Below are 17,945 nucleotides of genomic sequence, written 5' to 3'. Positions count from 1 at the left end.
ACGCCCCCGGGCGGCATCAGTAGCCGGCGAAGGCGTCGGTGCGGACCTTCTTCGCACCGGCCGAGCGCAGGGCGCCGCGGACGGAATCCACGAACGCGGGCGAGCCGGAGACGAAGCCGACGCGACGCGGCGCGTCCGGGACGGCGTCGGCGAGGCGCTCGGCGGTGATCCGGCCGGCCACGTGGGTCCAGCCCTCGGGCAGCCGGGTCGGCGCCTCGGGCGAGACCAGCACGACGCGGGCTCCGGAGGCGCGCAGCAGCTCGCGGTAGGCCACGTCCTCGAGCCGCGGCGCCGCGTAGACGACGACGACGTCCCGCTGCGGTCCGGCGGCGATCGCCGTCAGCTGGCTCGCGAACGGCGTGATGCCGATCCCGCCCGCGACCAGGAGCAGCGGCGTCGCCGGATCGGCCGGCAGCACGAAGTCGCCGCCGACGCTGGTCGCGCGGACGACGGCGCCGGGCTCGAGCCCGGCGAGCGCGCGCTTGAAGCTGCTCGCCTTCTCGGGCAGCCGCATGGCCACGGCGATCTCGCCGTCGGCGGGCGCGGAGGCGATCGAGAAGGTGCGCCGGCTCCCCCGGCCGTCGGAGCGGTGCGGCACGTCGAGCTCGAGCCACTGGCCGGCCTCGAAGCGCACCGGGGTCCGCGGGGCGAAGCGGTACTCCGTGATGCCCGGCGCGATGACGCTCGAGGAGCGCAGCTCGAGCGAGAGCCGGCGGCGCTGGCCGAAGAAGAACGCGATCGCATTGCCGGCGACCAGGCCGAGCTCGGGACTCGCGTGCAGCGGGCCGAGCGAGAACGGGACCGTCGTGAGCAGGGCCGCGACGACCGCGACGATCAGCTGCTGCGAGCGGCGCGGCGCGAGGGTGAGCGGCTCGGTCAGCATGAAGGCGCCGGCGAAGACGAACGGGTACGCGGTGAGGACGAGCGACAGCGCGGCGGCCGGCTCCTGGCCGTTCATGACCGAGTTCAGCACGGAGACCGCGCCGGCGACCGCGATGAAGACGACGACGATCGCCCAGCGGCGCATCCGCGCGACGACGACGAGCGCCCCCAGCAGCACCCAGGGCCAGAGCGCGCCGGTGGGCAGGGCCCAGGCCGCGGCGGTCAGCGAGCCGGCGAACGGCGTGTCCTGCAGCAGGCCCTGCGCGATGCCGACGATGAGGACGGCGACGGCGGCCGGGTTGAAGAGGTGGCGCCCGCGCCAGACCAGCAGGTACTTGGAGGCGGCGGCGATCACGCCGATCAGCGCGACGACGAGCAGCGCGCGCGGCTCCGCGGTCGGGAAGAGCAGGAACGCGATCAGCAGACCGGTGACCAGCGAGGACTCGAGATGCGCGGGCGAGCGGACCAGGCGCGCGATCAGCCAGGTCGCCCCCGTGGTCGAGGCGATCGCCACGACGGCCGTCGCCGCGATCTCGATCGGGGTGAAGAAGATCAGCCCGGCGGCGGAGTAGCCGAGCGCGACGACGAGGAGCGCGGCGAGCGTCAGCCAGACCAGCCGGTACATGGTGATGCGACCGAGGGCGCGATCGAGGGTGCCGATCATCAGAAGACCTCTCCGGGGAAGCGGGGCGAGTAATGGAGCCGGCCGGTGCTGAGCACACGGACGAACTCGAAGTCGAAGCGCTCGGCGAGCACCTCGGGCGGGCAGACGAAGAGCGCGGTCGCGAGCCCGTCCGCGACGAGGGTGCTGTCGGCGACGACCCAGGTCGCGACGACCGTGTCGACCGGGCGGCCGGTCCGGCCGTCGAGGACGTGGTGCAGTCCGTCGCCCCAGACCCGGCGGTTGCCGGCCGAGGCGCAGAGCGCGCGCTCCCCCGGCTCGGCGACGCCGATCGCCCGGGTCGGGTCGAAGGGGTGCTCGAGCGCGACGCGGTAGGCGCCGGCACCGCGGGCCCGCAGGTCTCCGCTCGCATCCACGACAGCGCGCTCGACGCCTGCGCTCGCGAGCTCGTCGAGGACGAGGTCGACCAGCTGCCCCTTGCCGGCAGCGCCGACGTCGAGGACGACCCCTGCCACGGTGCGGAGCGTCGCTCCCCCGCCGCCGCGGGCCTCGGCCCAGGACGGTGCGGGCGCCACTGGGCCGCGCGGCACCAGGGAGTAGGCCGGGTCGTAGCCGAGCTGCTCCAGCGCGTCGCCGACGAACGGCGTGACGCCGCCCCCGGTCAGCGCGAAGAGCGCGTCGTAGAGCGCGAACAGCTCGACCGACTCCTCCGGGAAGACGTGCTCGCCGGGGGTGCCGCGCAACCGGGACGCGGCGGAGTCGCCGCGGAACCGCGACCAGGTGCGGTCGTACGCCTCGATGCGGGCCGCGACACGCTCGCGCACGGCCGCGTCGAGCGGTGCGTCCGTGTCGATCTGCCAGGTGGTGCCGATCGCGTCGAAGGTCCAGGCGCTCTCGAGGACGCGCCGCGCGGCGGTCGGCACAGTGCCGGGGGCCGCCGCCTCAGGGTGCGTCGAGTCAGGCCGCGGCATCGGCCTTGATCGTCTCGACGGCGTCGTTGAAGCCGCCGGAGGTGAGCGAGGAGCCGGAGACCTTGGTCACGTCGAGCTCGTCGAGGCTCTTGCCGACGACCTCGCCCGAGATCCCGCTGGCGAAGCGGCTCTGGTACTCCTGGCCGGTGGGGTTCTCGGACTCGGGGGTCACGGTGACGGCGGTGACGACGCCCGACTCGAGGGTCAGCTCGACGCCGACGGACTCGTTGCCGCCGGGCGAGGTGTAGGAGCCGTCGGCCTCGTAGGTGCCGTCGGCGTAGGCGCCGGTCGCGGCGGCCCCGGTCGACTCGGAGGCGGCGGCGCTCGAGGTCGCGGCGGGCGCGCTGGTCGCGGCGGCGCTCGATCCGGCGTCCTCGGTCCCGGCGGTGGCGGTGCTCGAGCAGGCGGCGAGGGCGGCGAGGGTGCCGGCTCCGGCGAGGAGGGTGAGGGAGTAGCGGACGGGAGTCGTGGTCTTCGCGGTCATGTCTGTTCTCCTGTGTGGGGGGCGGACGCGGCTGTCGCCACCGACGCTAGGGCCGGGAGCTATGGGGTTCCGATGAGGCGACTGTGCGGCTCCGATGCCCGGATCGCGGGGAGGACGCCTCTCCTGGGACAACGGCGCGGGGGCGCGATCGGTTCAGTGCGGCAGGCGGGTCAGGTCGAAGGCGGGTCAGTTCAGCAGTCGCGCGACGACGCCCGGCAGCTGCTCGGCGATGTCGAGGGCCGCGATCGGCCCGCCTCCGGAGGCCGCGGCGCCCGCCTGCGCGTGCAGGACGGCGGCAGCGGCGGCGACCGCCGCGAGGTCCTCGTCCTCCAGCGTCGCTCCCCGGGTCTCGGCGTCCGCGGCCCGGCCGGCCAGCAGCGCGCCGAGGACTCCCCCGAGCACGTCTCCGCTGCCCGCCGTCGCGAGCCAGGGCGTCGAGCCGCTGACCTCGTGGGCGACGCTCCCGGAGACCACGTGGGTCGTGCTGCCCTTGAGCAGCACGCAGACCCCGAAGCGCTCGGCCGCGCGCCGCGCCCAGCCGCTCGCGTCGGCCGCGATCGCGGCCGCATCGACGTCCACTCCGGCGCGGGAGAGCAGGCCGGCGAGCTCGCGGTAGTGCGGAGTCACGACGACCGGCCCGCGGGCCTCGTCGATCAGATCGAGCGCGCCGGCGTCGAGCACGACGGGCACTCCCGAGTGCAGCTGCTCGAGCAGGGCGGCGCGCTCGTCTCCCGAGCGGTCGTCCGCGCTCGTGCCGGAGCCGAGGAGCCAGGCCTGGACCCGCCCCGCCGAGGTGACGACCTCCGGCCGTCGCGCGAGCACGAGCGCGGAGGGCCGCTCCGGCCCGACGTAGCGCACCATGCCGAGCCCGGTGCGCACCGCCGCCTCGACGCCGAGCACCGCCGCCCCCGGGTAGCGCTCCGATCCTGTCGCGATCCCGAGCACCCCGCGGCTGTACTTGTCGTCGTCGCCGCGCGGCACCCGCACGGCCAGCGCCGCCTCCGCGAGTCCGAACTCCCTCTGCCCATCCGTCATCCGGCCAGCCTAGATCGCACCCCCGACAGCACTCTGCCGCTCTGACCCCGCCACCTCTGCTGATCGAGCAGCCCTCGCAGAGGGCGTATCGAGATCCGCCCCCAGCCGAACGTCGGCAGCCCTGCGCCTGATGACGGCGGGTCTCGACACCCCCTGCGGGCACTCGACCAGCATGTGGGCCCCTGCATCCGCTGCATCCGCTGCATCCGCTGCATCCGCTGCATGGTGATCGAGTAGCCCCTGCAGAGGGCGTATCGAGATCCACCACCGTCAGCACCCGAGTCTGCAGACCCGCCCCAGCTGGAGACCGTGGGTCTCGATACGCCCCTGCGGGACTACTCGACCAGCATGAAGGGCCGCCGCTGCTGCCCCCGCAGCCGGCGAAGCTGCCGCCGTGAAGCCCAGTCTGCGAAGCCGCTGCCCACCTCAGTCGGCGAAGCCGCTGCTTACCTCAGTCGGCGAAGCCGCTGCCCCCTCAGTCGGCGAAGCCGCTGCCCCCCTCCACAGCCGGCGAAGCCGCTGCCCCCCCCCCCCCTCGTCAGAAGTGGAGGCGCGGGCCGGGGAGGTGGTGATCGCAAGGCGGAGGAGGGAGCGATACCGGCGGTATCGCGACCGACGACAACGCCGCGAGCGCCGCCTCCCCGGCCCGCGCCTCAGCGGCGGGTGGCGTCGTCGACTTCGCCGACGAGCTCCTCGATGATGTCCTCGAGGAAGAGGACGCCGGTCGCCCGGCCCTGCTCGTCGAAGGCGCGGGCCAGGTGGGCGCCGGTGCGGCGCATGATCGCGAGGGCGTCCTCGAGGTCGGTCGCCTCGAAGATCGAGGCGAGCTGGCGGATGCGCTTCGCCGGGATCGGCAGGCGGAACTTCGGCCCCTCGGTGTCGCCGTCGAGGTCGAGCACGTCCTTGAGGTGGATGTACCCCTCGGGCTGCCCGTCCTCGCCGAGCACGACGTAGCGCGAGAAGCCGTGCTTGGCGACGGCCCGCTCGACGTCGGCGGGCGACGCCCCGGCGGGGAGGCTGACGATGCCGTCGAGCGGCAGCGCCACGTCGTGCACCTTCTTCTCGGTGAACTCGAACGCGGCGAGGAGGGTGCCGTTGCTGCGCAGCGTGCCCTCGCGGGTCGACTGGTCGACGATCGTCTGCACCTCCTCGAGTGTGAAGGTGCTGTTCGCCTCGTCCTTCGGCTCGACCCGGAAGAGCCGGAGCACCGCGTTCGAGATCGCGTTGAGCGCGACGATGATCGGGCTGATGACGCGCGCGATCGCCACGAGCGGCGGCGCGAGCAGCAGGACGGCGCGGTCGGGCATCGAGAACGAGATGTTCTTCGGCACCATCTCGCCCAGCACGACGTGCAGGAACGACACGATCACCAGCGTGATCACGAACGCGACCGTGCCGGAGAACTCGTCCGGGATGCCGACCGCGTGCAGCGGCACCTCGAGCAGGTGGTGGATCGCCGGCTCGCTGACGTTGAGGATCAGCAGCGAGCAGACGGTGATGCCCAGCTGGGTCGTCGCCAGCATCAGCGTGGCGTGCTCCATCGCGGCGAGCGCGGTGATCGCGCTGCGGCGACCGCCCTCGGCGAGGGGCTCGATCTGGGAGCGGCGCGCGGAGATCACCGCGAACTCCGCTCCGACGAAGAAGGCGTTCGCGGCGAGCAGCACCACGAGCCAGGCGATGCCTGCCCAGTCACTCATGGTCGGCCTCCTGGCGTCCTCGGTGCGGCCGGCCGACGTCGGCGAGCGGATCGGGGATGCCCTCGCCCGCCGCGTCGGGGTCGGGGGTGAAGCGGAGCCGGTCGATGCGGCGGCCGTCGAGCCGCTCGACGCGCAGCGAGCCGCCCTCGACGGGCACCTCGTCGCCGACGGCGGGCAGTCGGCCGAGCTCGCTCATCACGAAGCCGGCGACCGTCTCGTAGGGCCCCTCCTCGGGGATGACGACGCCGGCGCGATCGCGGACCTCGTCGGGGCGGAGCATGCCCGGGAAGGTGGTGGATCCGGGCAGCTTGACGACGTCCGGGCGGGAGCGGTCGTGCTCGTCCGCCACCTCGCCGACGAGCTCCTCGACGAGGTCCTCGAGCGTCGCGACACCCGCGGTGCCGCCGTACTCGTCGACCACGACGGCGAGCTGGAAGCCGCGGCCGCGCAGCTCGGTGAGCAGCACGTCGAGCTTCATCGTCTCGGGCACCCGGAGCGGCTCCGAGCGCAGCGCGGTGACGGGCACCTCGGAGCGCTTGCCGCGCGGCACGGCGACCGCCTGCTTGACGTGCACGACGCCGACGATGTCGTCGATGTCGTCGTCCGTGATCGGGAAGCGCGAGAGCCCGGTGGTCCGGGCGAGATCGAGGACGTCCTGCGCCGTGCTGGAGCGCTCGAGCGTGGAGAGCCGCAGCCGCGGCGTCATCACGTCGCCCGCGGAGAGGGCGGAGAAGCGCAGGGTGCGCCCGAGCAGGTCAGCCGTGTCCTCCTCGAGCAGCCCGGCACTCGCGGAGTGGCGGACGAGGCTCGAGAGCTCCTCGGCGCTGCGGGCGCCCGAGAGCTCCTCCTTCGGCTCGATGCCGGCCAGGCGGAGCAGCGCGTTGGCGCTGCCGTTGAGCAGCGCGACGGCCGGGCGGAAGACGGTGGTGAACGCGGTCTGGATCGGCACGACCAGCTTCGCCGTCGCGCGCGGCAGCGCCAGAGCGAAGTTCTTCGGCACCAGCTCGCCGAGGATCATCGACAGCAGCGTCGCGATGACGATCGCGAGCACCGTCATGATCGGCGTCAGCACCTCGTCCGGGATCCCGAGTCCGCCGAACGGGCCCCGCAGCAGCGACGAGAGCGCCGGCTCCATCGTGTAGCCGGTGAGCAGCGTCGTCAGCGTGATGCCGAGCTGCGCGCTGGAGAGGTGCGTCGAGGTGACGCGGAGCGCGGCGATCGTCATGCCGAGGCGGGTCTCGCCGCGGTCGCGTCGGGCCTCGAGATCGGCGCGGTCGAGGTTGACCAGGGCGAACTCGCTGGCGACGAACACGCCGGTGCCGAGCGTCAGCAGCAGGCCGACGCCGAGCAGGAGCCACTCAGTGCCCACGGAGACCACCCCCGCTCACCGGAAGCAGGAGCGGGAGCATCGAGGAGTGCCGAACGAGCCGGTGCGAGGGCGGATGCGCAGAAGGGGGGTCGTCCATTGTGGCGTCGAGTCTACCGGCAGCCGGGCTCCGGCAGAACTGCTCTCAGAGCCACTTCTTGCGCTTGAACACGGCGTAGAGGACGAAGCCGAAGACCAGCATCAGCCCGATCGCCCACGGATAGCCGAGCCGCCAGTGCAGCTCCGGCATGTCGTCGAAGTTCATTCCGTAGATCCCGGCCACGAGCGTCGGCGCGAAGAGGATCGCGGCCCAGGAGGAGATCTTGCGGACCACGTCGTTCTGGGCCAGCCCGGTCTCGGTCTGCCGGCGCGAGACCAGGGTCGAGTGCACCGTGAGCGCCTTGTCGAGGATCGCCCGCAGCGCGTCGACCGCCTCCGTCACCCGGATGGTGTGGTCGAGCACGTCGCGGAGCGAGCGGTGCAGCTCGACGTGGTCGACCGTGGCGTCGGCGCCCGGTGCCGCGTCCGGCGCCTCGGCGAGCTCGTGCAGCAGCGCCGTCAGCGGCTGGACCGAGCGCTGGAAGTGGATGACCTCGCGGGAGAGCCGGTAGATGCGCTCCGAGAGGCCGTCGTCGGAGTCGTCGCCGAAGAGCTGGTCCTCGATCTCGTCGACGTCGCCCTGCACGCCGTGCACGACGGGCGCGTACTCGTCGACGACCTGGTCGAGGATCGCGTAGAGCACCGCCTCCGGCCCGCGGGCGAGCAGCCGAGGGTCCTCCTCCAGTCGCTTGCGCACCGCCGCCAGGTCCGGCGAATCGGCGTGCCGGATGGTGACCACGAAGTCCGGCCCGACGAACACGTGCAGCTCGCCGAAGACGACCGTCTCGGCCGAGTCCACGTAGCGGGCGGGCCGCAGCACCACGAAGAGCCCGTCGTCGTAGCGCTCGAGCTTGGCCCGCTGGTGCCCGCTCAGCGCGTCCTCGACGGCGAGCGGGTGCAGGCCGAACTCCTGGGCGACCGCCTCGACCTCCTCGCGGCTCGGGCGGTAGAGCCCGATCCACGCCATGCCGTGCTCGTCGCGCATCAGCTCGAAGGTGTCCTCGAGCGAGTCCGGGTTGCGGATGCGGTGGCCGCCGACGTACACGGCGTTGTCGACGATCGTCATGGGCTCGGTTCTAGCACGCCCGCTCCGGTCACCGGCTGACGGTCACCAGCTGACCGGCAGCGCCTTGCCCTCCTCGTAGCCCGCAGCCGACTGCAGGCCGACCAGCGCGCGCTCGTGGAACTCGGCGACGCTGCGGGCCCCCGCGTAGGTGAAGGAGGAGCGCACACCCGAGGTGATCATGTCGAGCAGGTCCTCGAGCGAGGGGCGCAGCGGGTCGAGGTAGATCTTCGACGACGAGATGCCCTCGGCGAAGAGCCGCTTGCGGGCGAGCTCGTAGGCGTCGAGGCGGTCGAAGCGCTCCTGCACCGCCTTGGCCGAGGCCATCCCCCAGCTCTCCTTGTAGACCCGGCCGGACGCGTCGCTGCGCAGCTCCCCCGGCGCCTCGATGGTGCCGGCGAACCAGGAGCCGATCATCACGGAGGCGGCACCGGCCGCGAGCGCGAGCGCCACGTCGCGCGGGTAGCGCACGCCGCCGTCGGCCCAGACGTGCGCGCCGAGCTCGCGGGCCCGCTCCGCCGTCTCGAGCACCGCCGAGAACTGGGGGCGCCCGACCGCGGTCATCATCCGGGTGGTGCACATCGCGCCGGGGCCGACGCCGACCTTGAGGATGTCCGCGCCCGCGTCGACGAGGTCGTGCACCGCGTCGGCCGTGACGATGTTGCCCGCGGCGATCGGCACGCCGAGCTTCAGCGCGGAGACGGTCCGCAGCGCCCGGAGCATCCCCTCCTGGTGGCCGTGCGCCGTGTCGAGCACGAGCACGTCGACGCCGGCGGCGACGAGGGCGCGCGCCTTGCCCGCGACGTCGCCGTTGATGCCGACCGCCGCGGCGACCCGGAGGCGGCCGTCCGCGTCCAGGGCGGGATCGTAGATGGTGGAGCGCAGCGCGCCGGTGCGGGACAGCGTGCCGACCAGCGCGCCGTGGTGCAGCACCGGGGCGAATTCGAGGTCGGCCTCGATCATCAGGTCGAACGCCGCTCGCGCGGAGGGCACGTCGTCGGCGTCGATCGAGGCGGACGCGCCGTGCACGAGGTCCCCCAGCGTGGCGTCCTCCAGAGCCGCGGCGAGCCGCGAGGCCGGCACGCAGCCGAGGATCGTGCCGTCCTCCTCCTGCACCACGAAGCCGTGGCCCGCGACGGCGGGCAGGATCGCGAGCGCCTCCTCCACCGTCGTCGACGGCGAGGCGGTGAGCGCACCGGAGAAGGCGACCGGCTGGTCCTTCACCCAGCGGATCGCCGCGTCGAGCTGCTGCAGCGGCATGTCCTGCGGGAGCACGCCGAGGCCGCGGCGCCGGGCGAGGGTCGCCGCGAGCCGGGGCCCCGTGACCGAGTTCATGTTCGAGGAGACGATCGGGATGCTGGCTCCGGTGCCGTCACCGGGGGCGAGCGACACGTCGAGCCGACTGGTCACGGAGGACCGGCCGGGTACGAGGAAGACGTCCGAGTAGGTGAGGTCGCCGGAGGGGGTTCCACCGTAGAAGCGCATGGAGACGACGCTACTCCGGCCCGGCTGGGGACGTTCGCCGGAGGATCCGGGCTAGGCTTGACGACCGGGACGGGACCGGGCGACGACGCCCAGATGCGTGTCGGATGCGACGGTGCCGTCCGGATGATCGAGAACGAATCAACGGAGAGAGTGGGCGATCGGCTGTGTCGAGCCAGTTGACCGGAGCGGGAACAGATCAGGGCTCGGAGGACTTCGGAGCCAACGAGTGGCTGGTGGAGGAGCTGTACGAGCAGTACAGCGCCGACAGGGCCTCGGTGGACGAGTCCTGGTGGCCGATCCTCGAGCGCTACGGCAAGCAGCTCGGCGGTGCCGCGCCCTCCGCCGCCGCGGAGACCCCCGCTGCCGCAGCCCCCGCCGCCCCCGCGAAGGAGTCCGTCGCCGAGCGCGTCTCGACCAGTGCCGGCGGTGCGGTGAGCCACCCCGCCACGTCGGCGACCTCCACGTCGAAGACGACCTCCAAGCAGCCGAAGCCGCAGCCCATCCCGGCCGACGCGCCCGTCGGCACGCCGGCCGAGGACGTCGCCGCCGTCGAGGAGGACGTCGTCTCGCCCCTGCGCGGCATGGCGAAGAGCCTCGCCACGAACATGGACGCGAGCCTGTCGATCCCGACGGCCACGAGCGTGCGCACCATCCCGGCGAAGCTGATGATCGACAACCGCATCGTCATCAACAACCACCTGCGCCGCACGCGCGGCGGCAAGGTCTCCTTCACCCACCTGATCGGCTGGGCGCTGATCCGCGCGCTCAAGGACTTCCCGAGCCAGAACGTCTACTACGACGAGCCGGGCGGCAAGCCCTCGGTCGTCGCCCCGGCGCACGTCAACCTCGGCATCGCGATCGACATGCCCAAGCCCGACGGCACCCGCGCCCTGCTCGTCCCGAGCATCAAGCGCGCCGACACGCTGAGCTTCACCGCCTACCTCGCCGCCTACGAGGACCTCGTCAAGCGCGCCCGCGGCAACAAGCTCGCGGCCGGCGACTTCGCCGGGACGACCCTCTCGCTGACCAACCCCGGCGGCATCGGCACCGTGCACTCCGTGCCGCGCCTGATGAAGGGCCAGGGCTGCATCATCGGCGCCGGCGCCCTCGAGTACCCGGCGGAGTTCCAGGGCTCGTCGGAGAAGACCCTCGTCGAGCTCGGCATCGGCAAGACCATCACGCTGACGTCCACCTACGACCACCGCGTCATCCAGGGCGCCGGCTCGGGCGAGTTCCTCAAGATCGTGCACGAGCTGCTGCTCGGCAAGCGCGGCTTCTACGAGGACATCTTCTCCGCGCTGCGCATCCCCTACGACCCGATCCACTGGTCGACCGACATCGCCGTCGACCTCGCCGAGCGCGTCTCCAAGACCTCGCGCGTGCAGGAGCTGATCAACTCCTTCCGTGTCCGCGGCCACCTGATGGCCGACGTCGACCCGCTGGAGTACGTCCAGCGCTCGCACCCCGACCTCGCCATCGAGAGCCACGGCCTCACCTTCTGGGACCTCGACCGCGAGTTCGTCACCGACGGCTTCGGCGGCTCCCGCCAGCTCAAGCTGCGCGACATCCTCGGCATCCTGCGCGACTCCTACTGCCGCACCGTCGGAGTCGAGTACATGCACATCCAGGACCCGGAGCAGCGCGCCTGGATGCAGCAGAAGCTCGAGCGCGGCTACGAGAAGCCGGGCCACGACGAGCAGCTGCGCATCCTCGGCCGCCTCAACGAGGCCGAGGCCTTCGAGACCTTCCTGCAGACCAAGTACGTCGGCCAGAAGCGCTTCTCGCTCGAGGGCGGCGAGTCGCTGATCGCGCTGCTGGACGCCGTCCTGCAGGGCGCGGCGGACGCGGACCTCGACGAGGTCGCCATCGGCATGGCCCACCGCGGCCGCCTCAACGTGCTGACCAACATCGCCGGCAAGACCTACGGCCAGATCTTCCGCGAGTTCGAGGGCACCCAGGACCCGAAGACGGTCCAGGGCTCCGGCGACGTGAAGTACCACCTCGGCACCGAGGGCACCTTCCGCGGCGCGGGCGGCGAGGAGATCCCCGTCTACCTCGCGGCGAACCCCTCGCACCTCGAGGCCGTCAACGGCGTGCTCGAGGGCATCGTCCGCGCCAAGCAGGACCGCAAGCCGATCGGCACCTTCACCACCCTGCCGATCCTCGTCCACGGCGACGCCGCGATGGCGGGTCAGGGCGTGGTCGTCGAAGGGCTGCAGATGTCGCAGCTGCGGGCGTACCGCACCGGCGGCACGATCCACATCAACATCAACAACCAGGTCGGCTTCACCACCCCGCCGCACGAGGCCCGCACCTCGATCTACTCGACCGACATGGCGAAGACGATCCAGGCGCCGATCTTCCACGTGAACGGCGACGACCCCGAGGCCGTCGTGCACGTCGGCCAGCTCGCGTTCGAGTACCGCCAGCGCTTCAACCGCGACGTGGTCATCGACCTGATCTGCTACCGCCGCCGCGGTCACAACGAGGGCGACGACCCCTCGATGACCCAGCCGCTGATGTACAGCCTGATCGAGGCCAAGCGCTCGGTGCGCAAGCTCTACACCGAGGCGCTCGTCGGCCGCGGCGACATCACCGAGGAGGAGTACGACCGGGCGCACCAGGACTTCCAGGACCGCCTCGAGCGCGCCTTCGCCGAGACGCACGCCGCGCAGACCGGCGCGATCCCGGTGATCAGCGCCGACGGCGACTCCGTGGCCGATCTCGAGCTGCCCGACGCGCAGCAGGGCGAGGACTACCCCGGCGAGCCCGAGGTGACCGGGGTCAAGGTCGAGGTCGTCACCCGCATCGGCGACGCGTTCACCTCGCCGCCCGAGGGCTTCACCGTGCACCCGAAGCTGCAGCAGCTCCTCACCAAGCGCCAGGAGATGAGCCGCACCGGCTCGATCGACTGGGCGTTCGGCGAGCTGCTCGCACTGGGCTCGCTGCTGCTCGAGGACACCCCGGTGCGCCTCGTCGGCCAGGACACCCGCCGCGGCACGTTCGTGCAGCGCCACGCGGTGCTGCACGACCGCGACAACGGCCAGGAGTGGCTGCCGCTGATGAACCTGTCGGACTCGCAGGCCCGCCTGTGGATCTACGACTCGCTGCTCTCGGAGTACGCCGCGATGGCGTTCGAGTACGGCTACTCGGTCGAGCGGCCCGACTCGCTCGTGCTCTGGGAGGCGCAGTTCGGCGACTTCGCGAACGGCGCCCAGATCGTCATCGACGAGTTCATCTCCTCTGCCGAGCAGAAGTGGGGCCAGCGCTCGTCGCTCGTGCTCCTGCTCCCGCACGGCTACGAGGGCCAGGGCCCGGACCACTCCTCCGCTCGCATCGAGCGCTACCTGCAGATGTGCGCCGAGCGGAACATGACCGTCGCGCGCCCGTCGACCCCGGCGTCGTACTTCCACCTGCTGCGCCGCCAGGCGTACTCGCGGCCCCGCCGCCCGCTGGTGGTCTTCACGCCGAAGGCGATGCTGCGCCTGCGCGGGGCCTCGAGCCCGGTCGAGGACTTCACCTCGGGCCGCTTCGAGCCGGTGATCGACGACGCGCGGATCCAGGACGCGGCAGCCGTGACCCGCGTGCTGCTGCACGCCGGCAAGGTGCACTACGACCTCCGGTCCGAGCTGGAGAAGAAGCCGGACGACGGTGTCGCGCTGGTGCGCGTCGAGCAGTACTACCCGGCCCCGATCGAGGAGCTGCGCGCGATCGCCGCGCGCTACCCGGACGCGGAGTTCGTCTGGGTGCAGGACGAGCCCGAGAACCAGGGCGCCTGGCCGTTCATCGCGCTGAACGTCGCTCCGCAGCTCGACCGCCCCGTGCGCGTCGTCTCGCGGCCGGCCGCCGCCTCCCCCGCCGCCGGCTCGGCCAAGCGCCACGCCGCCGAGCAGGCCGACCTGCTGGGCAGGGCGCTGCAGCGCTGACGACGCCCGGAGCCGCCCTTCACCGGGCGGCTCCGGCGCGCGGAAAGACCTCCGGCTCGCCGGAACGGGCGGCTCCTGAGAGCCGAGCGCGTTCGGGCGAGCCGGAGGTCGTCGAGCGGGTGGGACGGAGCGCTAGACGCGCGCCGGAGCCGCCGTGTGGCTCGCCTGCGCGTCGCGCAGCATGCCGAGCACCTGCGCGCGGAGGTCCTCCGGCGCCGTCTCCTTGCAGGCGCGCTGGACCGCGACGGTCAGCACGACGCCGACCTTCGCCTCACCGGAGCAGTCGGGGCAGTTCGCCATGTGCTCACGGATGTCGGCGGCGTCCTCCTTGCACAGCTCGTTGTGGAGGTACTCCTCGAGCTCGGCCTTCGCCTTCGTGCAGCCGCAGTCGGTCATTTCGTGCTCCCGGTGGTGAAAGCGGCGCGGATCCCGCGCTCGCGTGCGTAGTCGGTGAGTCGTTCGCGCAGCATGCGCCGGCCGCGGTGCAGCCGGCTCATCACGGTCCCGACGGGGGTCTTCATGATGTCGGCGATCTCCTGGTAGGAGAAGCCTTCGACGTCGGCGAAGTAGACGGCGAGCCGGAAGTCCTCCGGGATCGCCTGCAGGGCCTCCTTGACGGCGGTGTCGGGGAGGTGGTCGATGGCCTCGGCCTCGGCCGAGCGGCTCGAGGTCGCGGTAGTCGACTCGGCCCCGCCCAGCTGCCAGTCCTCGAGCTCGTCGATCGCGCTCTGGTAGGGCTCGCGCTGCTTCTTGCGGTACGAGTTGATGAACGTGTTCGTGAGGATGCGGTAGAGCCACGCCTTGAGGTTCGTGCCCTGCTCGAACTGCTTGAACGCGCCGAACGCCTTCGCGAACGTCTCCTGGACGAGGTCCTGGGCGTCGGAGGGGTTCTTGGTCATCCGCAGACCGGCGGCGTACAGCTGGTCGATGAAGGGCAGCGCCTGCTGCTCGAACAGCGCGCGGAGATCCACCGGGGCGTCGGGAGCGACGTCGTCGAGGGACTCCTCGACGGTCTCCTCGATCGTCTCGGCCTCCTCGGTCGCGGGCGCCTCGTCGGCGGTGCTGGGGCGTGTGCTGTCGTCGCGAGTCATCACACGCGATTCTAAGCCGCGCCGCCGCACAGCAGCCGGTCGCGCCGGCCGGGGTCGCGCGAGGTCGATCGTCGCTGCCGTCATGCCTCGCCTCCCGCCTGATCCTGCCGTCGGTCCGTTCGCCGACTACTCTGACAACCGATGGTCTTCTCGCGTTATTCCGCTCCCGAGTTCGATCCGTACGGCGACGCCCGCGCGCTCCCCGGCGAGGAGGACTGGTCGGCGCCTGCCGCCGCCGGCGCCCTCGACGCCGTCGTCGAGCTGCCCGGCTCCAAGTCGCTGACGAACCGCGAGCTCGTCCTCGCCGCGCTCGCCGACGCCCCGTCCGTGCTGCGCGCACCGCTGCACTCCCGCGACAGCGCGCTGATGATCGAGGGCCTGCGCGCCCTCGGCACGACGATCCGCGAGGAGGGCGCCACCGGCTCCTTCGGCGCCGATCTCGTCGTCGAGCCGGCGGAGGAGCTCTTCGGCTCCACGACGATCGACTGCGGTCTGGCCGGCACCGTGATGCGCTTCCTGCCGCCGCTCGCAGGTCTCGCGCTCGGGCCTACCACCTTCGACGGCGACGCCTACGCCTACAAGCGCCCGATGGGCGCCACCATCGCCTCCCTCCGCTCGCTCGGCGTCGACGTGGCCGATGACGGCCGCGGCTCGCTCCCCTTCACCGTGCACGGCTCCGGCTCGATCCGCGGCGGCGACGCCGTGGTCGACGCCACCCGCTCGAGCCAGTTCGTCTCGGCCCTGCTCCTCGCCGGGGCGCGCTTCGACGAGGGCCTGCGCCTGCGGCACGAGGGCGGCGCGCTGCCCAGCCAGCCGCACATCGACATGACGATCGCCGCCCTCGAGGCCCGCGGCGTGATCGTCGACGCCTCGACACCGGGCGCCTGGACGATCGCTCCGCAGCCGATCGCCGGGGCCGACGTCCTGATCGAGCCGGACCTCTCCAACGCCGCTCCGTTCCTGGCCGCCGCGCTCGTCACCGGCGGCACCGTGCGGTTCCGGCACTGGCCGGCCGAGACCACCCAGGTCGGCGCGCACCTCGAGCGCATCCTGCCGATGTTCGGCGCGAGCGTCGAGCGCGACGGCGACGACCTCGTCGTCCGCGGCGGCGACGAGATCCTCGGCGTCGACCTCGACCTCTCGGAGGGCGGCGAGCTCGCCCCCGCCCTCGCGGCCCTCGCGGCCCTCGCGAGCGGTCCGAGCACCCTCACCGGCATCGGCCACATCCGCCACCACGAGACCGACCGCCTCGCCGCCCTCGCGGCCGAGATCAACGGCCTCGGCGGCGCCGTCACCGAGCTCGAGGACGGCCTGCGCATCGAGCCCGCCCCGCTGCACGGGGGCCGCTGGCGCACCTACTCCGACCACCGCATGGCGCACGCCGGCGCGCTGATCGGCCTCGTCGTGCCGGGCGTCGCGATCGAGGACATCGCGACGACCTCCAAGACCCTCCCGCAGTTCCCCGAACTCTGGACCGCACTCGCGGGCGGGGTCTGACCCGTGTCGTGGTGGACGGACAGCGGCCTCGACGCCGACGGTGTGCTCGACGACTTCGACGGCTACGACGAGTCGGACGCGCGGGTGCGGCCGAACCCGAAGGGGACCAAGCCGCGCACGAAGAACAGGCCGGCCTACGAGGACGCCGAGATCGCGATGGTCCTCGGCGTCGACCGCGGCCGCTACACGGTGATGATCGGCGACGGCACGCCCGAGGAGCACGAGTTCACGGCGGCGCGCGCCCGGGAGCTGCGCAAGCAGGCGATCGTCCCCGGCGACCGCGTCGACGTGGTCGGCGACTCCAGCGGCGACGAGGGCACCCTCGCCCGCATCGTCCGGATCCGCGAGCGCTCCACGCTGCTGCGCCGCAGCGCCGACGACACCGACGCGATCGAGCGCGTGATCGTCGCCAACGCCGACCAGATGGTCTGCGTGGTGGCCGCCGCCGACCCGGAGCCGCGCACCCGCCTCGTCGACCGCTACCTGGTCGCCGCCTTCGACGCCGGCATCACCCCGATGCTCTGCATCACCAAGACCGACCTCGCCGATCCCGCGCCCTTCCTCCGCAACTTCGAGGGACTCGACCTCCGGGTGTTCCTCTCCAGCCAGGACGAGCCGCCCGTCGACGAGATCGCCGAGGCGCTGCTCGGTCACGAGACCGTCGTCGTCGGCCACTCCGGAGTCGGCAAGTCGACGCTCGTGAACAAGCTCGTCCCCGACGCGCACCGGGCGATCGGCCGGGTCAACACGGTGACCGGGCGCGGCCGGCACACCTCCTCCTCCACCGTCTCGCTGAGGGTCGAGCGCGGCGACCGGCACGGCTGGGTCATCGACACCCCGGGCGTGCGCTCCTTCGGCCTCGGCCACGTGAACACCGACAACATCCTCGGCGCCTTCACGACGCTCGCCGTGCTCGCCGAGGACTGCCCGCGCGGCTGCACGCACCTGCCCGACTCCCCCGACTGCGCGATCATCGAGGCCGTCGAGGGCGGGCTGCTCGGGGCGAGCGGGCCGGAGCGCCTCGACTCGCTCCAGCGCCTCCTGACCACCTTCGCCACCACCGACGGAAGCAGACGATGACCGACACCGCAGTCCCCCCGATCCCCGCCGACGCGCGCCTCTCCGCCGGCGACGCCGCGCCCGCCTTCTCTCTGCCCGACCAGGACGGCCGACCGGTCGACCTCGCCGATCTCCGCGGCCGCCGCGTCATCCTCTTCTTCTACCCGCAGGCCGACACCCCCGGCTGCACGACCGAGGCGTGCGATTTCCGCGACAGCACGGCGGCGCTCCAGGCGGCCGGCTACGAGGTGCTCGGCGTCTCGCGCGACACCCCGGAGGCGCTGCGCCGCTGGGCGGACGAGCACGGCCTCGCCTACCCGCTGCTGAGCGACCCGGACATGACCGTCCACCGCGCCTACGGCGTGTGGGGCGAGAAGAACAGCTACGGCAAGACGGTCGTCGGCGTCCTGCGCTCGACCTTCGTCGTCGGGCCCGAGGGCGACCTCGAGTTCGCGCAGTACAACGTGCGCGCCACCGGACACGTGCAGGCGCTGCGGAAGAAGCTCAAGCTGGCTTGAGGCGCCGGGGCTCGATACGCCGCCTCCGGCGGCTGCTCGACCAGCATGCAGGGCAGCCGCCTGCCGTTCCAGCGGTCCACGGAGGGCGGCCGCCCGCCGTTCCGGCGGTCCATGCTGGTCGAGCAGCCCGCGCAGCGGGCGCATCGAGTC

At 72.5% G+C, this 17,945-nt stretch carries 14 protein-coding genes; 4 read left to right on the top strand and 10 right to left on the bottom strand.

The window, feature by feature from the left end; genetic code table 11:
• Positions 1-16: 16 nt before the first annotated feature.
• The 8 genes from GTU73_RS07205 to GTU73_RS07170 all read right to left on the bottom strand — a co-directional run bounded on the left by GTU73_RS07205 (position 17) and on the right by GTU73_RS07170 (position 9,704).
• Positions 17-1,546, bottom strand: coding sequence for an RnfABCDGE type electron transport complex subunit D (locus GTU73_RS07205; RefSeq protein WP_160088188.1), 1,530 nt, complete (start codon positions 1,544-1,546; stop codon positions 17-19).
• The gene (locus GTU73_RS07200) at positions 1,546-2,475 is read right to left on the bottom strand and encodes an FAD:protein FMN transferase (protein ID WP_160088186.1); all 930 of its coding nucleotides are present in this window, start codon (positions 2,473-2,475) and stop codon (positions 1,546-1,548) included. Before GTU73_RS07200 ends, GTU73_RS07205 begins: the two co-directional genes overlap by 1 nt.
• Positions 2,462-2,959, bottom strand: a complete 498-nt coding sequence (locus tag GTU73_RS07195) for an FMN-binding protein (protein ID WP_160088184.1) — start codon at positions 2,957-2,959, stop codon at positions 2,462-2,464. The genes GTU73_RS07200 and GTU73_RS07195 overlap by 14 nt, the downstream gene beginning before the upstream one ends.
• Before the next feature lie 186 nt (positions 2,960-3,145).
• Complete coding sequence (locus tag GTU73_RS07190; protein WP_160088182.1) at positions 3,146-3,994, bottom strand: ADP/ATP-dependent (S)-NAD(P)H-hydrate dehydratase; 849 nt, start codon at positions 3,992-3,994, stop codon at positions 3,146-3,148.
• Positions 3,995-4,647: 653 nt separating this feature from the next.
• A complete protein-coding gene (locus GTU73_RS07185) occupies positions 4,648-5,691 on the bottom strand; it encodes a hemolysin family protein (protein ID WP_160088180.1) in 1,044 nt (347 codons plus the stop codon).
• On the bottom strand, positions 5,684-7,069 hold the full coding sequence (locus GTU73_RS07180) for a hemolysin family protein (protein WP_160088177.1): 1,386 nt from the start codon (positions 7,067-7,069) through the stop codon (positions 5,684-5,686). Before GTU73_RS07180 ends, GTU73_RS07185 begins: the two co-directional genes overlap by 8 nt.
• 133 nt (positions 7,070-7,202) lie before the next feature.
• On the bottom strand, positions 7,203-8,222 hold the full coding sequence (gene corA / locus GTU73_RS07175; RefSeq protein WP_160088175.1) for a magnesium/cobalt transporter CorA: 1,020 nt from the start codon (positions 8,220-8,222) through the stop codon (positions 7,203-7,205).
• 42 nt (positions 8,223-8,264) lie between these two features.
• Complete coding sequence (locus GTU73_RS07170; protein ID WP_160088173.1) at positions 8,265-9,704, bottom strand: GuaB1 family IMP dehydrogenase-related protein; 1,440 nt, start codon at positions 9,702-9,704, stop codon at positions 8,265-8,267.
• Positions 9,705-9,868: 164 nt separating this feature from the next.
• Between GTU73_RS07170 and GTU73_RS07165 the strand changes: the two genes are divergently transcribed.
• Positions 9,869-13,630 (top strand): multifunctional oxoglutarate decarboxylase/oxoglutarate dehydrogenase thiamine pyrophosphate-binding subunit/dihydrolipoyllysine-residue succinyltransferase subunit, encoded by a 3,762-nt coding sequence (locus tag GTU73_RS07165; protein ID WP_208543746.1) that lies wholly within the window; start codon positions 9,869-9,871, stop codon positions 13,628-13,630.
• 132 nt (positions 13,631-13,762) lie between these two features.
• On the opposite strand, the gene GTU73_RS07160 is transcribed toward GTU73_RS07165, so the two are convergent.
• Both GTU73_RS07160 and GTU73_RS07155 read right to left on the bottom strand, forming a co-directional pair.
• Entirely contained in the window at positions 13,763-14,026 is a 264-nt protein-coding gene (locus GTU73_RS07160; RefSeq protein WP_160088169.1) for a zf-HC2 domain-containing protein, read from the bottom strand.
• On the bottom strand, positions 14,023-14,721 hold the full coding sequence (locus GTU73_RS07155) for a sigma-70 family RNA polymerase sigma factor (protein WP_160088167.1): 699 nt from the start codon (positions 14,719-14,721) through the stop codon (positions 14,023-14,025). Before GTU73_RS07155 ends, GTU73_RS07160 begins: the two co-directional genes overlap by 4 nt.
• 141 nt (positions 14,722-14,862) lie before the next feature.
• Between GTU73_RS07155 and aroA the strand changes: the two genes are divergently transcribed.
• The 3 genes from aroA to bcp are packed head-to-tail and all read left to right on the top strand — an operon-like array spanning position 14,863 to position 17,795.
• Positions 14,863-16,218: a 3-phosphoshikimate 1-carboxyvinyltransferase gene (gene aroA / locus GTU73_RS07150; protein ID WP_160088165.1), complete on the top strand. Its 1,356-nt coding sequence runs from the start codon at positions 14,863-14,865 to the stop codon at positions 16,216-16,218.
• Between the two features lie 3 nt (positions 16,219-16,221).
• Positions 16,222-17,298: a ribosome small subunit-dependent GTPase A gene (gene rsgA / locus GTU73_RS07145; protein WP_173250401.1), complete on the top strand. Its 1,077-nt coding sequence runs from the start codon at positions 16,222-16,224 to the stop codon at positions 17,296-17,298.
• Positions 17,295-17,795 (top strand): thioredoxin-dependent thiol peroxidase, encoded by a 501-nt coding sequence (gene bcp, locus GTU73_RS07140; protein ID WP_160088163.1) that lies wholly within the window; start codon positions 17,295-17,297, stop codon positions 17,793-17,795. Before rsgA ends, bcp begins: the two co-directional genes overlap by 4 nt.
• The last annotated feature ends 150 nt before the right edge of the window (positions 17,796-17,945 follow it).

The sequence above is a fragment of the Rathayibacter sp. VKM Ac-2804 genome (assembly GCF_009866655.1).
GTDB lineage: Bacteria > Actinomycetota > Actinomycetes > Actinomycetales > Microbacteriaceae > Rathayibacter.
Note: the sequence above shows the minus strand (reverse complement) of the source record. Positions and strands in the feature narration are given on the sequence as shown.